This is a genomic window from Pseudomonas kribbensis (assembly GCF_003352185.1).
Taxonomy (GTDB): Bacteria; Pseudomonadota; Gammaproteobacteria; order Pseudomonadales; family Pseudomonadaceae; genus Aquipseudomonas; species Aquipseudomonas kribbensis.
Genome location: NZ_CP029608.1, coordinates 6,160,118 through 6,173,771, shown reverse-complemented (window position 1 = coordinate 6,173,771; position 13,654 = coordinate 6,160,118). Strand labels below are relative to the sequence as shown.

The 13,654-nt window shown below is 63.6% G+C and carries 10 protein-coding genes; all 10 read left to right on the top strand.

Going from position 1 to position 13,654, the window contains the following annotated elements; all coding sequences use genetic code 11:
* Positions 1–4: 4 nt before the first annotated feature.
* Positions 5–2,662 (top strand): type VI secretion system ATPase TssH, encoded by a 2,658-nt coding sequence (tssH, locus tag DLD99_RS28355; RefSeq protein WP_114886374.1) that lies wholly within the window; start codon positions 5–7, stop codon positions 2,660–2,662.
* Positions 2,663–2,672: 10 nt separating this feature from the next.
* Positions 2,673–4,193, top strand: a complete 1,521-nt coding sequence (locus DLD99_RS28350; protein ID WP_114886372.1) for a sigma-54 interaction domain-containing protein — start codon at positions 2,673–2,675, stop codon at positions 4,191–4,193.
* 93 nt (positions 4,194–4,286) lie between these two features.
* Positions 4,287–4,427 carry a hypothetical protein gene (locus DLD99_RS28345; protein ID WP_003229566.1) on the top strand — a complete coding sequence of 47 codons (141 nt, stop codon included), beginning with the start codon at positions 4,287–4,289 and terminating at the stop codon, positions 4,425–4,427.
* An 18-nt stretch (positions 4,428–4,445) separates the two neighbouring features.
* Complete coding sequence (tagH, locus tag DLD99_RS28340; protein WP_114886370.1) at positions 4,446–5,639, top strand: type VI secretion system-associated FHA domain protein TagH; 1,194 nt, start codon at positions 4,446–4,448, stop codon at positions 5,637–5,639.
* A gap of 5 nt (positions 5,640–5,644) precedes the next feature.
* Positions 5,645–6,145 carry a type VI secretion system lipoprotein TssJ gene (tssJ, locus tag DLD99_RS28335; protein WP_085731356.1) on the top strand — a complete coding sequence of 167 codons (501 nt, stop codon included), beginning with the start codon at positions 5,645–5,647 and terminating at the stop codon, positions 6,143–6,145.
* 2 nt (positions 6,146–6,147) lie between these two features.
* Entirely contained in the window at positions 6,148–7,479 is a 1,332-nt protein-coding gene (tssK, locus tag DLD99_RS28330) for a type VI secretion system baseplate subunit TssK (protein ID WP_085708838.1), read from the top strand.
* Between the two features lie 5 nt (positions 7,480–7,484).
* Positions 7,485–8,360, top strand: coding sequence for a type IVB secretion system protein IcmH/DotU (gene icmH / locus DLD99_RS28325; RefSeq protein ID WP_007954389.1), 876 nt, complete (start codon positions 7,485–7,487; stop codon positions 8,358–8,360).
* 13 nt (positions 8,361–8,373) lie between these two features.
* The gene (gene tssM / locus DLD99_RS28320) at positions 8,374–11,913 is read left to right on the top strand and encodes a type VI secretion system membrane subunit TssM (protein WP_114886368.1); all 3,540 of its coding nucleotides are present in this window, start codon (positions 8,374–8,376) and stop codon (positions 11,911–11,913) included.
* The gene (locus tag DLD99_RS28315) at positions 11,913–12,641 is read left to right on the top strand and encodes a PP2C family protein-serine/threonine phosphatase (RefSeq protein ID WP_039765158.1); all 729 of its coding nucleotides are present in this window, start codon (positions 11,913–11,915) and stop codon (positions 12,639–12,641) included. The genes tssM and DLD99_RS28315 overlap by 1 nt, the downstream gene beginning before the upstream one ends.
* A complete protein-coding gene (locus DLD99_RS28310; protein ID WP_114886366.1) occupies positions 12,638–13,639 on the top strand; it encodes a serine/threonine-protein kinase in 1,002 nt (333 codons plus the stop codon). Before DLD99_RS28315 ends, DLD99_RS28310 begins: the two co-directional genes overlap by 4 nt.
* The last annotated feature ends 15 nt before the right edge of the window (positions 13,640–13,654 follow it).

The following is a 13,654-nucleotide window of genomic DNA, read 5'->3' as shown; positions in this document are numbered from 1 at the left end:
AGCCATGATCAACGTAGACCTGCAACAACTCATCCAGGCGCTGGACGCCGAAACCCGTCGCGATCTGGAGCGTTCGGCCGAGCGCTGCGTCGCCCGTGGCGGCAGCAAGATTCTGGTCGAAGACCTGATGCTCGGTCTGCTGGAGCGCCCGAACGGTCTGCTCTCCCGTGCGTTGCAGGATGCCGACGTTGATGCCGGCGAACTGAGCGCCGCGCTGCAATCGCGGGTCGAGCACAGCGCTTCGCGCAACCCGGTGTTCGCCCCGGAGCTGGTGCAATGGCTGCAGGACGCGCTGCTGGTGGCCAACCTTGAACTGGGCCAGACCTCGGTGGAAGACGCGGCGCTGATCCTCGCGCTGCTGCGCAACCCGATGCGCTACGCCGGCAGCCGCTACCAGCCGTTGCTCGCCAAGTTGAACATTGATCGCCTGAAAGAATTTGCCCTGTCGCAACAGCCTCAGGCAGCGGCCAACGGCAAACCGGCCGCTCAGGGCGAATCGCTGCTGGAGCGCTTCACCCACAACCTGACCCAACAGGCCCGCGACGGCAAACTCGACCCGGTGCTGTGCCGCGATGGCGCGATCCGCCAGATGGTCGACATCCTCGCCCGTCGCCGCAAGAACAACCCGATCGTGGTCGGTGAGGCCGGTGTCGGTAAAACCGCCATCGTCGAAGGCCTCGCCTCGCGCATCGCTGCCGGTGAAGTGCCGCAGGTCTTGAAAGGCGTTGAACTGTTGTCGCTGGACATGGGCCTGTTGCAGGCCGGCGCCAGCGTCAAAGGTGAATTCGAACGTCGTCTGAAAGGCGTGATCGACGAGGTCAAAGCCTCACCGAAACCGATCATCCTGTTCATCGATGAAGCCCACACCCTGATCGGCGCGGGCGGCAATGCCGGCGGTTCCGACGCGGCCAACCTGCTGAAACCGGCGCTGGCCCGTGGCGAACTGCGCACCATCGCCGCCACCACCTGGGCCGAGTACAAGAAATACTTCGAGAAAGACCCGGCGCTGGCCCGTCGTTTCCAGCCGGTTCAGTTGCACGAACCGACCGTGAGCGAAGCGGTGACCATCCTCCGTGGCCTGGCTCAGGTCTACGAGAAGAGCCACGGCATCTACCTGCGCGATGACGCGGTGGTTTCGGCAGCGGAACTGTCCGCCCGTTACCTGGCCGGTCGCCAACTGCCGGACAAGGCCGTCGATGTGCTCGACACCGCCTGCGCCCGCGTACGCATCAGCCTCGCCGCCGCCCCGGAAAGCCTGGAACGCCTGCGTGGCGAACTGGCTGAAGGTGGCCGTCAGCGTCAGGCCCTCCGTCGCGATGCCGAAGCCGGTCTGCTGATCGACCACGAAGCGCTGGAGGCACTGGAAGCGCGTCTGGACGAAGCCGAAACCGAAATGGTCGCACTGGAAACCCTGTGGACCGAGCAGAAACAACTGGCCGAGCGTCTGTTGGAACTGCGTCAGCAACTGGCCAAGGCCCGTGAAGCGGCGGCGGTCGAGCCGGTGGTCAACGTTGAGGAAGACGCCGAAGGCACGGTGATCGAAACCGTTGCTGCTGAAGTTGAAGAAGGCCAAAGCGTCGAAGCGCTGGAAGCCCAGCTCAACGAAACCCACAGCGCCCTGACCGCCGCTCAGGTCAAGGAGCGTCTGGTCAGCTTCGAAGTCTGCCCGCGTCTGGTGGCCGAAGTGATCAGCGCCTGGACCGGTGTGCCGCTGGCGCAACTGGCCCGCGAACACAACGCCAAGGTCGCAAGCTTCGCCACTGACCTGCGCACCCGCATCCGTGGTCAGGAACAAGCCGTGCACGCGCTGGATCGCTCGATGCGTGCCACCGCTGCCGGCCTGAACAAGCCTGACGCACCGGTCGGCGTGTTCCTGCTGGTGGGCCCGAGCGGCGTCGGCAAGACCGAAACCGCTCTGGCACTTGCCGACCTGCTGTACGGCGGCGACCGTTTCATCACCACCATCAACATGTCCGAGTTCCAGGAGAAGCACACCGTTTCCCGCCTGATCGGTGCACCGCCAGGCTACGTCGGTTACGGCGAGGGCGGCATGCTCACCGAAGCGGTGCGCCAGAAGCCGTACTCGGTGGTGCTGCTCGATGAAGTCGAGAAGGCCGACCCGGACGTGCTCAACCTGTTCTACCAAATCTTCGACAAAGGCGTGGCCAACGACGGCGAAGGGCGCGAGATCGACTTCCGCAACACGCTGATCCTGATGACCTCGAACCTGGGCAGCGACAAGATCAGCGACCTCTGCGAAGACGGCGCGCGGCCAACCGCCGAAGTGCTGGAAGAAACCATTCGCCCGGTGCTCAGCAAACACTTCAAACCGGCGCTGCTGGCGCGGATGAAAGTGGTGCCTTACTACCCGGTCGGTGGCCCGGTGCTGCGCGAGCTGATCGAGATCAAACTCGGTCGTCTGGGCGAGCGCCTGAACCGTCGTCAGCTGGATTTCAGCTGGTGCCAGAACCTCGTCGATCACCTGTCCGAGCGCTGCACCCAGAGCGAAAGCGGTGCGCGCCTGATCGACCATTTGCTCGACCAGCACGTGCTGCCGCTGGTGGCCGACCGCTTGCTCGACGCCATGGCCACCGGTGAAAGCCTCAAGCGTGTGCATGCGACGCTCGATGGTGAAGCCAGCGTGACCTGCGAGTTCGCCTGAGGTGAGTGTGATGTTCACTCAAGTGCCGCAGCCACTGCTCTATGCCGAAGCGTTGCTGGCGCAGTTCGCCAGCCTGTCGCGTTCGGCGGACGGTGCTGCGCTGCTGGGTGACTTCGTGCGCGGTGTGGCCGGGTTGAGTGGCTGCGAATTGGCGCAACTGTATCTGCTCGATGCCACCCACACGTGCCTGGGGATGAACGCCGAGTGCCTCGACGGCTTGCTGCAACCGCGAGGTGCGGCGAGCCTGCCGGCGGACTACAACGGCGAGCAATTGCTGCAATTCGCCCTGTGCCAGAACCGCGTGGTGTGCCTCGACGATCTGGGCGGCAGCCTGCACGAAACCAGTTTCTTGCCGGCGTCGGCCACGCCGTGGCAGTCGCTGTTGTGTGTGCCACTGGTCAATCAGCAGAAGGCCGTCGAGGGTCTGTTGCTGTGTGCCAGCCGTCGTCACACTAATCTGCAAGGCTTCGCCGATTCCCTCGGTCAACTCGGCTCGTTCGTGCTCGGCCAGTTGCATCTGCTGCAGCGCCTGCGCCAACCGGTGGACGCCGTTGCACCGGCGGTTCGCAGCGTGCCGAGCATCAGCGGCTACGGCCTGATCGGTAAAAGCGCGGCCATGCGCCAGACCTATTCGCTGATCAGCAAGGTCCTGCACAGCCCGTACACCGTGCTGCTGCGCGGCGAAACCGGCACCGGCAAGGAAGTGGTGGCCCGGGCGATCCACGATTGCGGGCCGCGCCGGTCCCAGGCGTTCATCGTGCAGAACTGCGCGGCGTTCCCGGAAAACCTGCTGGAAAGCGAGCTGTTCGGCTACCGCAAAGGTGCGTTCACCGGCGCCGACCGCGACCGCGCCGGGCTGTTCGACGCGGCCAACGGCGGCACGCTGTTGCTCGATGAAATCGGCGACATGCCGCTGTCGCTGCAATCGAAATTGCTGCGCGTGTTGCAGGAAGGCGAGATCCGCCCGCTGGGTTCCAACGACACCCACAAGATCGACGTGCGCATCATCGCCGCGACGCACCGCGATCTGTCGGTACTGGTCAGCGAAGGCAAATTCCGCGAGGACCTGTATTACCGCCTCGCGCAATTCCCGATCGTTCTGCCGGCCCTGCGTCAACGCGAAGGCGACATCCTCGATCTGGCGAAGCATTTCGCCGAGAAGGCCTGTGCCTATTTGCAGCGGGACCCGGTGCGCTGGTCCGATTCGGCGCTTGAGCATCTGTCCGGTTACACCTTTCCCGGCAACGTCCGTGAACTCAAGGCGCTGGTCGAGCGCGCCGTGTTGTTATGTGAAGGCGGCGAGTTGCTGGCCGAGCATTTTTCCCTGCGCATGGAGCCGATGCTGGAGGACGACAGCAGCCTGAACCTGCGCGAACGCCTGGAGAAAGTCGAGCGCACGTTGCTGCTCGATTGCCTGCGCAAGAACGACGGCAACCAGACGCTCGCCGCCCGCGAACTGGGCCTGCCCCGGCGCACGCTGCTGTATCGACTCGGCCGTTTGAACATCAATCTGGGTGACTTCGATGGGTAGGCAAAAGTCCGTCGGTTTCACCTCGTCCGCTTATATCAGCGCCGCCCGAAAGGGTCGGCGCTTTGTGCTTTGTCTACACCTGGAGACCCTCTGATGTCTGTTCGTCACTGGCACGCTGTCCTGCTGACCCTCGTCGTTCTATGCGGCCTCGGCGGCTGTAGCGGCAATTACAAATTCAACGATAACGATTACCGCCCATTGGGTGATCCGCAGGCGGTCAATCGCGGCAAGTGACCGCAAGGAGCATCAAACATGGAATTGGTTTTCGAAATGCTGAACACCAAGCAGTTCGTGCCCACCGAGCTGTGCCAGCGGACCTTCAAACAGGCCGGCGGCGTGATCGGGCGGGGCGAGGACTGCGACTGGATCATCCCTGACCGCAAGCGTCACTTGTCCAACCACCATGCCATCGTGAGTTATCGCGAGGGCACGTTCTTCCTGACCGACACCAGCAGCAACGGTGTCCAGGACGGCGACAGCGGCGCTCGTCTGCACAAGGGCGAACCGGTGCGCATCGAGCACGGCAGCACCTACGTGCTGGGCGACTTCGAGATTCGTGCGCGGCTGGTGCGCGACCCGGCGACCTTTGACGGTGAAGCGGGCCTGCCACGGGCCGCCGGCACCATCATTCCGGATGACGCGTTCCTCGACCTCGACCCGCTGAAGTCGCTGGAGCAGCAAGAGCGCGTGTACTCGGAGTTCGAGGAAATGCTCGCGCCGACCACCGACCCGGAAGACTCCCGTCAGCGCGCCGACTACGCGCGCATCGACATGGAAAGCCTGATGGTGCCGGAGCTGATCGTCGAGCCCAAGCCAGAACCTGCGCCGGCTCCGAAAGAGGTCGAGCGTCAGCCACAGGGTTTCTGGGATCACTTCGGTGCGGCACTGGGTGTCGATCTGAAAGGCCTGAGTCATGACGAGCGCGAGGCGCTGGCGGTCAACGCTGCGCGCCTGCTGCGTCAGAGCATCGGCGGTCTGCAACAGAGCCTGCGCACCCGTTCGGAGCTTAAGAACGAACTGCGTCTGGCCCAGACCACCGTGCAAGGCACCAACAAGAATCCGCTGAAATTCGCCGTCGATCCGAGCGAAGCGCTGGACATCCTGTTGCAGCCGCACAAGCCGGGTCACTTGCCGGCCGAACACGCGATCTCCCGAGCATTCCGCGACTTGCAGGCGCATCAGGTGGCGCTGCTGACCGCCAGCCGCGCGGCGGTGCGCGGCACTCTGGAGCACTTCTCGCCGGAACAGCTGACCCTGCGTTTCGAGCGCGACAACAAGCCGTTGCTCGCCACTTCCGGTGGCCGCTGGAGAGCGTTCAACCGCTACCACCACGCGCTGCGTCAGGACGACGACTGGAGCGAGCGCCTGCTGGCCCGCGACTTCGCCCAGGCCTACGAAGAACAGATCCGCCTGATCTCCACCCTCCACACCGACCACCAAGGATGATGCGCATGTCTCGCCGCTCGACCGCTTTTTTCAAGACGCTGACCGCGCTCACCCTGTTGGTGCTGCTCGCTGGTTGCTCGTCGTTGTCGCCGTATTCGAAAGTGACCAAGATCAACCTGAAGCTGACCGGCAGCGATCAGCTGAACCCGGACCTCAACGGTCGTCCGTCGCCGATCGTGGTGCGCCTGTTCGAACTCAAGCACCCGGTGACCTTCGAGAACGCCGATTTCTTCAGCCTCTACGAGCGCGCCAAGGAATCCCTCAACCCGGATCTGGTGGCCAGCGAAGAACTCGAACTGCGCCCGGGTGAAACCGTGGAACTGAAACTCAGCGTGGAGGAGGGCAGCCGCTACATCGGCATCCTCGCCGCGTACCGTGACCTGCCGGAAACCAAGTGGCGCCACACGTTCCCGATCACGCCGCTGGAAGTCACCGAAGCCGATCTGACCCTGGATCAGGCCGGTATCCGCAAGACCAACGAAGTGCTCGCCAAGGCGGATGACTGATCATGAATACCCATAAAGTCATCTGGCAGGAAGGCATGCTGCTGCGTCCGCAGCACTTCCAGCACAACGACCGCTACTACGATCACCAGATGAAGACCCGCACCCAGTTGCTGGGTGGTTACACCTGGGGTTTCCTGAATCTCGAGATCGACTTGCAGTTCCTCAACATGGGCAAACTGGTGATCAGTGAAGCCTCGGGGATCCTGCCGGACGGCAGCCTGTTCGAACTCGGCGGCAACACCGAACCGCTGGCCCTGGACATTCCGCCGAACACCGGCAATACGCCGATTTACCTGGCGCTGCCGCTGGTCACCGGCAACCACATCGAGGCCCGCCGTCCGGAGCAGTCCGACGTGCTGGCGCGCTACACCGCCTATGAAACCGAAGTGGCCGACTCCAACGCCGGCGACGATTCGGCGAGCCAGGTCAAATGCGGTCGCCCGGACTTCAAGCTGTTGCTCGGCGAGCAGCAGAGCGACCAGGCTTACGTGAAGCTGAAGATCTGCGACGTGCTCGACACCACGCCGGACGGCGTGATCAGCCTCGATCCGGATTTCGTGCCGACCTACATTCAGGCCCACGCCTCCAGCTACCTGCTGTCGTGCCTGAAAGAAGTGATCAGCATGCTCGGCCACCGTGGCGACACCATTGCCGAGCGGATTCGTTCGAACGGCAAGGTCGGCGGTGCGGAAATCGGCGACTTCATGATGCTGCAACTGATCAACCGCACCGAACTGCTGCTGCGTCACTATCTGGGCCTGGAGCAGGTTCACCCGGAAGAGTTGTACCGCACGCTGCTGACCATGCTCGGCGATCTGGCGACCTTCTCCAGCGACAGCAAACGCCCGCGTCTGGACAGCCGTTACTCCCACGCCGACCAGGGTGCGAGTTTCCGCAAACTGATGGAGTCGATCCGTCAGGTGCTGTCGATGGTGCTGGAACAGCACGCCATCGAACTGATCCTGCAAGCGCGTCAGTACGGGATCATCGTGTCGCCGCTGCACGACCACAAACTGCTGGGCTCGGCGTCGTTCGTGCTGGCAGCCAGTGCCAACTGCGACTCCGAAGAACTGCGCAACCGCTTGCCTGCGCACCTCAAGGTCGGCCCGGTGGAGCGCATCCGCCAACTGGTCAACCTGCACCTGCCGGGGATCAAGGTCAAACCGTTGCCGGTGGCCCCGCGGCAGATCGCGTTCCACTCCAACAAAACCTATTTCATCCTCGAACTCAGTTCCGAAGACCTGGCGCAACTCGAGCGCTCCGGCGGCTTCGCGTTCCACGTGTCCGGCGAATTCGCCGAGCTTGAACTGAAATTCTGGGCCATCAGGAACTGACCGACATGATCAAGGACATGGAACACAACCAGGACGACAAAACCGTCCTGCTCGACCGTCAGGGCCATGGCCCGGCGGCGAGTCCGCTGACCGACTTCGCCGCGCCGCCGCGCTTCGAACAACTGGAAGAACGGATGATCTACGCCGCGCGCCTGCGCCCGGCGGAAGCCTTCAACATCAGTCTCAATTCGCTGGTGGCGGCGTCGTCCGAACTGCTGTCGGAAGTGGTGCGCCTCAAGCACAGCGAAACCCGCGAAGACCTTTATGCGCTGAACGAGCGCCTGACCGCCGGGCTCAAGCTGTTCGAAGTGCGCGCCCTGCACAACGGCGCCGAAAGCAGCCAGGTGATGGCCGCCCGTTACGTGCTCTGCACCGTGGTCGACGAAGCCGTCGTGACCACGCCGTGGGGCAACGAAAGCGAGTGGTCGCAGATGAGCCTGCTCAGCAGCTTCCACAACGAAACCTTCGGTGGCGAGAAGTTCTTCCAGCTGCTCGATCGGCTGTCGAAAAACCCGGTCAAGCACCTGCCGATGCTGGAGCTGATGTACCTGTGCCTGTCCCTCGGTTTCGAGGGCAAGTACCGCGTGCAGGCGCGCGGCATGCTGGAACTCGAAGGCATCCGCGACGCCCTGTACCGGCAGATCCGCCAGTTGCGCGGCGACGTGCCGCGTGAATTGTCGCCGCAGTGGGAAGGACTCAACGATCAGCGCCGCAATCTGGTGCGCATCGTGCCGGCGTGGATGGTGGTGCTGTTCACCTTCGTCTGCCTGGTGATGATGTATTCGGGCTTCGCCTGGGTCTTGGGCGAGCAGCGCGACACCGTTCTGCAACCTTATCAGCCGCTTGATCCGGCCGCGGTCCAGCCGCAGTCGCAGCCGTAAACAGGGACGTGTGATGAAAAAGTTTTTCAAGAAAGTCGGCGCCTTCCTGCGCCAGACCTGGGTCTGGACCCTGCTGCTGGTGCTGTTCGTGGCGCTGCTGGTGTGGTTTGTCGGCCCGCTGTTGGCGGTGGATGACTACAAGTTCTGGGAAGGTTCGACTTCCCGCCTGTTGACCATCAGCGTGTTGTTCCTGATCTGGGGCCTGACCATGGTCTTCGTCAGCTGGCGCGCCGGTATCCGCAAGAAAGCCGTCGAGGAAACCGAAGACGGCCAGGACCGTATCCGTCGTGACGACCTGATCGAAGAAGAGCAGAAAGAGTTGAAGGAGCGTTTCAAGGACGCCCTGAAAACCCTCAAGACTTCGAGCCTGTATCGCGGCCGCAGCGAGCGCTGGCGCAGTGACCTGCCTTGGTACTTGCTGATCGGCCCGCAGGCCAGCGGCAAGACCAGCCTGCTGGACTTCTCCGGGCTGGAATTCCCGATCAACAAGATCGACCGCAAACTGACCCGCGACACCCACGGCACCCGTCACTGCGACTGGTACTTCGCCGACCACGGTGTGCTGATCGACACCGCCGGCCGCTACCTGACCCAACCGGATTCGGAAGTCGACGGCAGCGCCTGGACCACTCTGCTGGAACTGCTGCGCAAGCGTCGTCGCGGTCGTCCGCTGAACGGCGTGCTGGTGACCATTCCGGTGGAAACCCTCACCGGTGGCAGCGAGCAGGACATCGACACCCTGGCTCGCCAGGTGCGCGCGCGTCTGCAAGACGTGTATCAGAAGCTGCACGTCGACGTGCCGGTGTATCTGGTGCTGAGCAAGGCTGACAAGCTGCTGGGCTTCGACGAGTTCTTCGACCAACTGACCCGCGAAGAAAGCGATCAGGTGCTGGGTACCAGTTTCCGCAAGGATCAGGTCGGCACCGACGTGGCTGTGCTGCGTGGCGAGTTCGAAGAGCTGCTGCGTCGTCTCAACAGCCAGGTGATCATGCGCATGCACTCCGAGCGCGACACCCAGCGCCGTGGCCGCATCCTCGACTTCCCGCACCAGATGGGGCAGATCGGCGAGCGTCTGTGCCTGTTCGTCGACATGGCGTTCACCGGCAACCGCTACCAGCGTGCGACGCAACTGCGTGGTTTCTACCTGACCAGCGCACCGCACCTGACCCAGGAAATGGATTCGACCACCGCCGGCATCGGCGCGAGTCTGGGCATGAGCGCCGGCGTACTGCCGACCCTGCGCAGCGGTCGTTCGCGTTTCATCCACCACTTGCTCAGCCGGGTGATTTTCCCCGAGGCCGATCTGGCCGGTCTGGACAAGCGCGAGCGCAGCCGCATCCATTGGGGCCAGCGTGCGTTGTACGTCGGTGCACTGGGCGCGCTGGTGCTGTTCGGCATGCTGTGGGCCGGTGGTTTCTCGGCCAACTGGGAGCGTCTGGAAAACCTGCGCAACCTGGCGCAGAACTGGACGCAGCAGCGCACGGCACTGTCGCCGCGCGATGACGCCATGGGCACGCTGAAAACCCTCGACACCAGCTACGCCGCGACTCAGGTGTTCCCGAAGAAGGGCGACGCTGCGTACCACGAACGCGTCGGTCTGTATCAGGGCCAGGACGTCAATCCGGTGGTCAAGGAAGCCTACGAGCGCGAGCTTGAAAAGCAACTGCTGCCGCGCGTCGCCACCATGCTTGAAGGCCAGATCCGCGCCAACATGAAGGACCGCGAAAAGCTGATCAACAGCCTGCGCGCGTACCTGATGCTGAACATGAAGGACCGTCGCGATGCGGCATGGCTCAAGGATTGGGTCGCCACTGACTGGTCCCAGCGCTACACCGGCAACACTGCGGTGCAGAACGGTTTGAACGCGCACCTTGAGCGTCTGCTGAAGCTGCCGTTTATCTACCCGCTCAACGAGCAACTGGTGACTCAGGCCCGTCAGGTTCTGCGCAGTGAATCCCTGGCGGCTGTGGTTTACCGCATGCTCCGCGAGCAGGCGCGCAACCTGCCGGACTATCGCTTCAGCCAACACCTCGGCCCGCAGGGTTCGTTGTTCATCGGCACCGAATACGTGATCCCGGGCTTCTACACCCAGACCGGTTATCAGCAGTATTTCTCGGTACAGGGTTCGGCGCTGGTCACCGACATCCTGCGTGACAACTGGGTACTGGGCGAAGGCGCGGGCATCAGCGACATGGATCTGCGTCGCCTGATGGTCGAGCTGGAGCAGCTGTACTTCCGCGACTACGCCAACTACTGGAGCGAGGCCGTTGGCCAGGTGGCGCTGCCGCCGATCAGCGATGCCGGTGAAGGCGCCGAGCAACTGGCGGGTCTGACCTCGGCCAACTCGCCGGTGCTGGCGCTGCTGACTGAAGTGCGCGAAAACACCCGCTTCCCGGCGGCCCCTGAGCCGGTGGATGAAGCCGGTGATGCCGCCGATGCACTTGCGGGGCAGAAGGGCAAACTGGGCAAGGTCGGCAAGCTCGCTTCGGCGTTGACGGACAAGGCTGCGGCCATGAACGTGGCGAAGAACCTGCCGGACACCGCCAAGAAGGCTTTGCAACGTCGCTTCGAGCCGCTGCATAAACTGCTCGACGACAACAACGGCCCGGCCGCTGACCTGACCCCGGCCTTCACCGCGCTCAACGACCTGCAATTGCAACTGGCGGGCCTCGCCCGTTCCAGCACGCCGGAGCAGGCCGCGTTCGAACTGGCCAAGACCCGCATGAGCGGCCAGCGTGATGCGCTGACCAACCTGCGCAATGCGTCGGGTCGTCTGCCGCGTCCGCTGAGCGTGTGGTTCAACGTGCTGGCCGAAGACTCGTGGCGCCTGGTGCTCAACGATGCCTACCAATACCTGAACGGCCGTTATCAGAGCGAGCTGTACAGCGTGTATGGCAAGACCATCAACCAGCGTTACCCGTTCAGCGCATCGAGCACCAGCGACGTAGCGATCAGCGACTTCCGCGAGTTCTTCCGGGCTCAAGGCACCATCGACCGCTTCTTCGACAGCTACATGCGTCCGTTCGTCAGCGGTGATCCGGGCAACTACCGGATGCGCAGCATCGACGGTCGCAGCCTGCCGGTGTCCAAGGTCTTCCTCGATCAAATGGCGGCTGCACTGAACATTCGCCAGAGCTTCTTCTCGATCAACCCGGCCGAGCCGACCGTGCAGTTCAAGCTGGAGCCGTACACCCTCGATCCGGCGGTCAGCCGTTCCGAGTTCAAGTTCGGCGACAAGACCATGGAATACCGCCACGGTCCGATCCTGCCGATGAACTTCAAGTGGCCGACCGATGCTGAAGACGGTCGCACCAGCCTGGTCATGGACAAGATGGCCGGGCGCCCGATCGGCATCGAGAAGAACTCCGGCCCGTGGTCGCTGTTCCGTCTGTTCGACCTGATGCAGACCGAGTACCTGACCGGTCGCGACGTGCTGGTGCTGAAAGCCGACGTGGGTGGCCTGCGCGCCAACTACCTGCTGACCAGCCAGCGCACGCCGAACCCGTTCGACATGGGCGTGATGCGCACCTTCCGTATGCCGGTGCAGCTCTGATGCTGGTGGCCAGTCCCTGGCGCAGCGCGGCGCGAACCGACCCGGGCAAGGTGCGGTCGCGCAACGAAGATGCCTTTCTCGACACCCCGCAGCATGGGCTGTGGGTGGTCGCGGACGGCATGGGCGGTCATCAGGGTGGCGACATCGCCAGCCAGTTGATCGTCGCCAGCCTGGCTGAACTGCCGCAGCACGAAGACTTCGACGAACGCCTCAAAGCCATCCGCCAGTGCCTGCACTGGCTGAACCGGCGCCTGGGGCAGGAATTGACCGTCACCGCCGGGCGTCACGACAGCATCATGGGCAGCACCGTCGTGGCGCTGCTGGTGGAAGGCAATCGTGCGGCCTGCATCTGGGCCGGCGACAGCCGTTGCTATATGTGGCGCGGCCAGCGGTTATACCAGCTGTCGAAGGATCATTCGCTGCAACAGCAACTGATCGACGAGCAACAGATGAGCGTCGAGCAGGCTGCGGCGCATCCGGCGGCCCAGGCCTTGACCCGGGCGGTGGGCGCGGCGGAACAACTGACCCTGGATGTGCTGGAACTCGAAGTCTATCCGGGCGACGTGTTCCTGCTGTGCAGCGATGGTTTGTATCAAGGCTTGAGCAGCGATGCCCTCGGCAATGCGCTCAGCCTGGCGGCGCCGCATGTGGCGCTGGAACGTCTGTTCGACGGCGCCCTGCGGGGTGCCGCCCGGGACAATCTGACTGCCGTGGTGATCCGCCAATGACTGAACTCGAATCCTCAGTCGACGACTTGCTGATGAGCGAAGAGCAGGCCAACAACCTGACCTACTTCGCCTTCGCCAAGGAAAACAAGGCAGAGCCTTTGCTGGCGCCGACCAAGGCCAGCATCGGTGCACTGCCGGACGTACTCGCCGGCCGCTATCACCTCGAGCGTCTGCTCGGGGCCGGCGGCATGGGTGCGGTTTACCGGGCCCGGGATCTGCTGCACGAACAGTTCGGCGATCCCGATCCTTACATTGCGCTGAAAATCCTCAGCGAAGAATTTGCCGAGTCGCCGGATGCCAGTGCCTTGCTCTACAGCGAGTTCGCCCTGACCCGACGCCTGCGCCACGACAACGTGTTGCGACCGCACACGTTCGAAGTGGACACCGATTGCCAGCGGGCCTTCATCACCATGGAACTCATGCGTGGCCTGACCCTGGACAAACTGCTCTGCGAGCGGCCGCTGGGCCTGCCGTGGAAAGAACTGCGCGACATTGCGCTGCCGCTGCTCGACGCGCTGGCCTACGCCCACCGTCGCGGCGTGCTGCACGGTGACATGAAACCGAGCAACGTCATGCTCTGCGAAGACGGCGTGCGCCTGTTCGACTTCGGTCTCGGGCAAGCCGAGGAGGGCATCCTGCCCGGCCTGCCGCACCTGAGCCGCGAGCGCTTCAACGCCTGGACCCCGGGCTACGCCGCCCCCGAACTGCTCGAGGGCCAACCGCTGTCGGCCAGCGCGGACGTGTACGGCGTGGCCTGCGTGATCTATGAACTGGCGGGCGGCAAACACCCGTTCCGCCGCTTGCCCTCGACCCAGGCCCGTGACGAACACCTGGATCGCGAACTGCAAGCCCCGGCAAATCTGCCGACACACTGTTGGCCCGCGCTGCGCACCGCGCTGGCCTTTGACGCGGCAGAGCGCAACATTTCTGCCGACCAATTGCGTGACGCCTTGGGCGCCACTTCGTCCTGGCTGCAGCGTTTGCGACTGCGGGCGTAACGGATGACATTCGAA

What these genes read in the sequence shown, in the direction of transcription:
- tssJ (WP_085731356.1), top strand. Translation starts at nt 5,645, where the DNA reads ATGTCTCGCCGCTCGACCGCTTTTTTCAAGACGCTGACCGCGCTCACC.
- DLD99_RS28350 (WP_114886372.1), top strand. Translation starts at nt 2,673, where the DNA reads ATGTTCACTCAAGTGCCGCAGCCACTGCTCTATGCCGAAGCGTTGCTG.
- DLD99_RS28345 (WP_003229566.1), top strand. Translation starts at nt 4,287, where the DNA reads ATGTCTGTTCGTCACTGGCACGCTGTCCTGCTGACCCTCGTCGTTCTA.
- tagH (WP_114886370.1), top strand. Translation starts at nt 4,446, where the DNA reads ATGGAATTGGTTTTCGAAATGCTGAACACCAAGCAGTTCGTGCCCACC.
- tssH (WP_114886374.1), top strand. Translation starts at nt 5, where the DNA reads ATGATCAACGTAGACCTGCAACAACTCATCCAGGCGCTGGACGCCGAA.
- tssK (WP_085708838.1), top strand. Translation starts at nt 6,148, where the DNA reads ATGAATACCCATAAAGTCATCTGGCAGGAAGGCATGCTGCTGCGTCCG.
- DLD99_RS28315 (WP_039765158.1), top strand. Translation starts at nt 11,913, where the DNA reads ATGCTGGTGGCCAGTCCCTGGCGCAGCGCGGCGCGAACCGACCCGGGC.
- icmH (WP_007954389.1), top strand. Translation starts at nt 7,485, where the DNA reads ATGATCAAGGACATGGAACACAACCAGGACGACAAAACCGTCCTGCTC.
- DLD99_RS28310 (WP_114886366.1), top strand. Translation starts at nt 12,638, where the DNA reads ATGACTGAACTCGAATCCTCAGTCGACGACTTGCTGATGAGCGAAGAG.
- tssM (WP_114886368.1), top strand. Translation starts at nt 8,374, where the DNA reads ATGAAAAAGTTTTTCAAGAAAGTCGGCGCCTTCCTGCGCCAGACCTGG.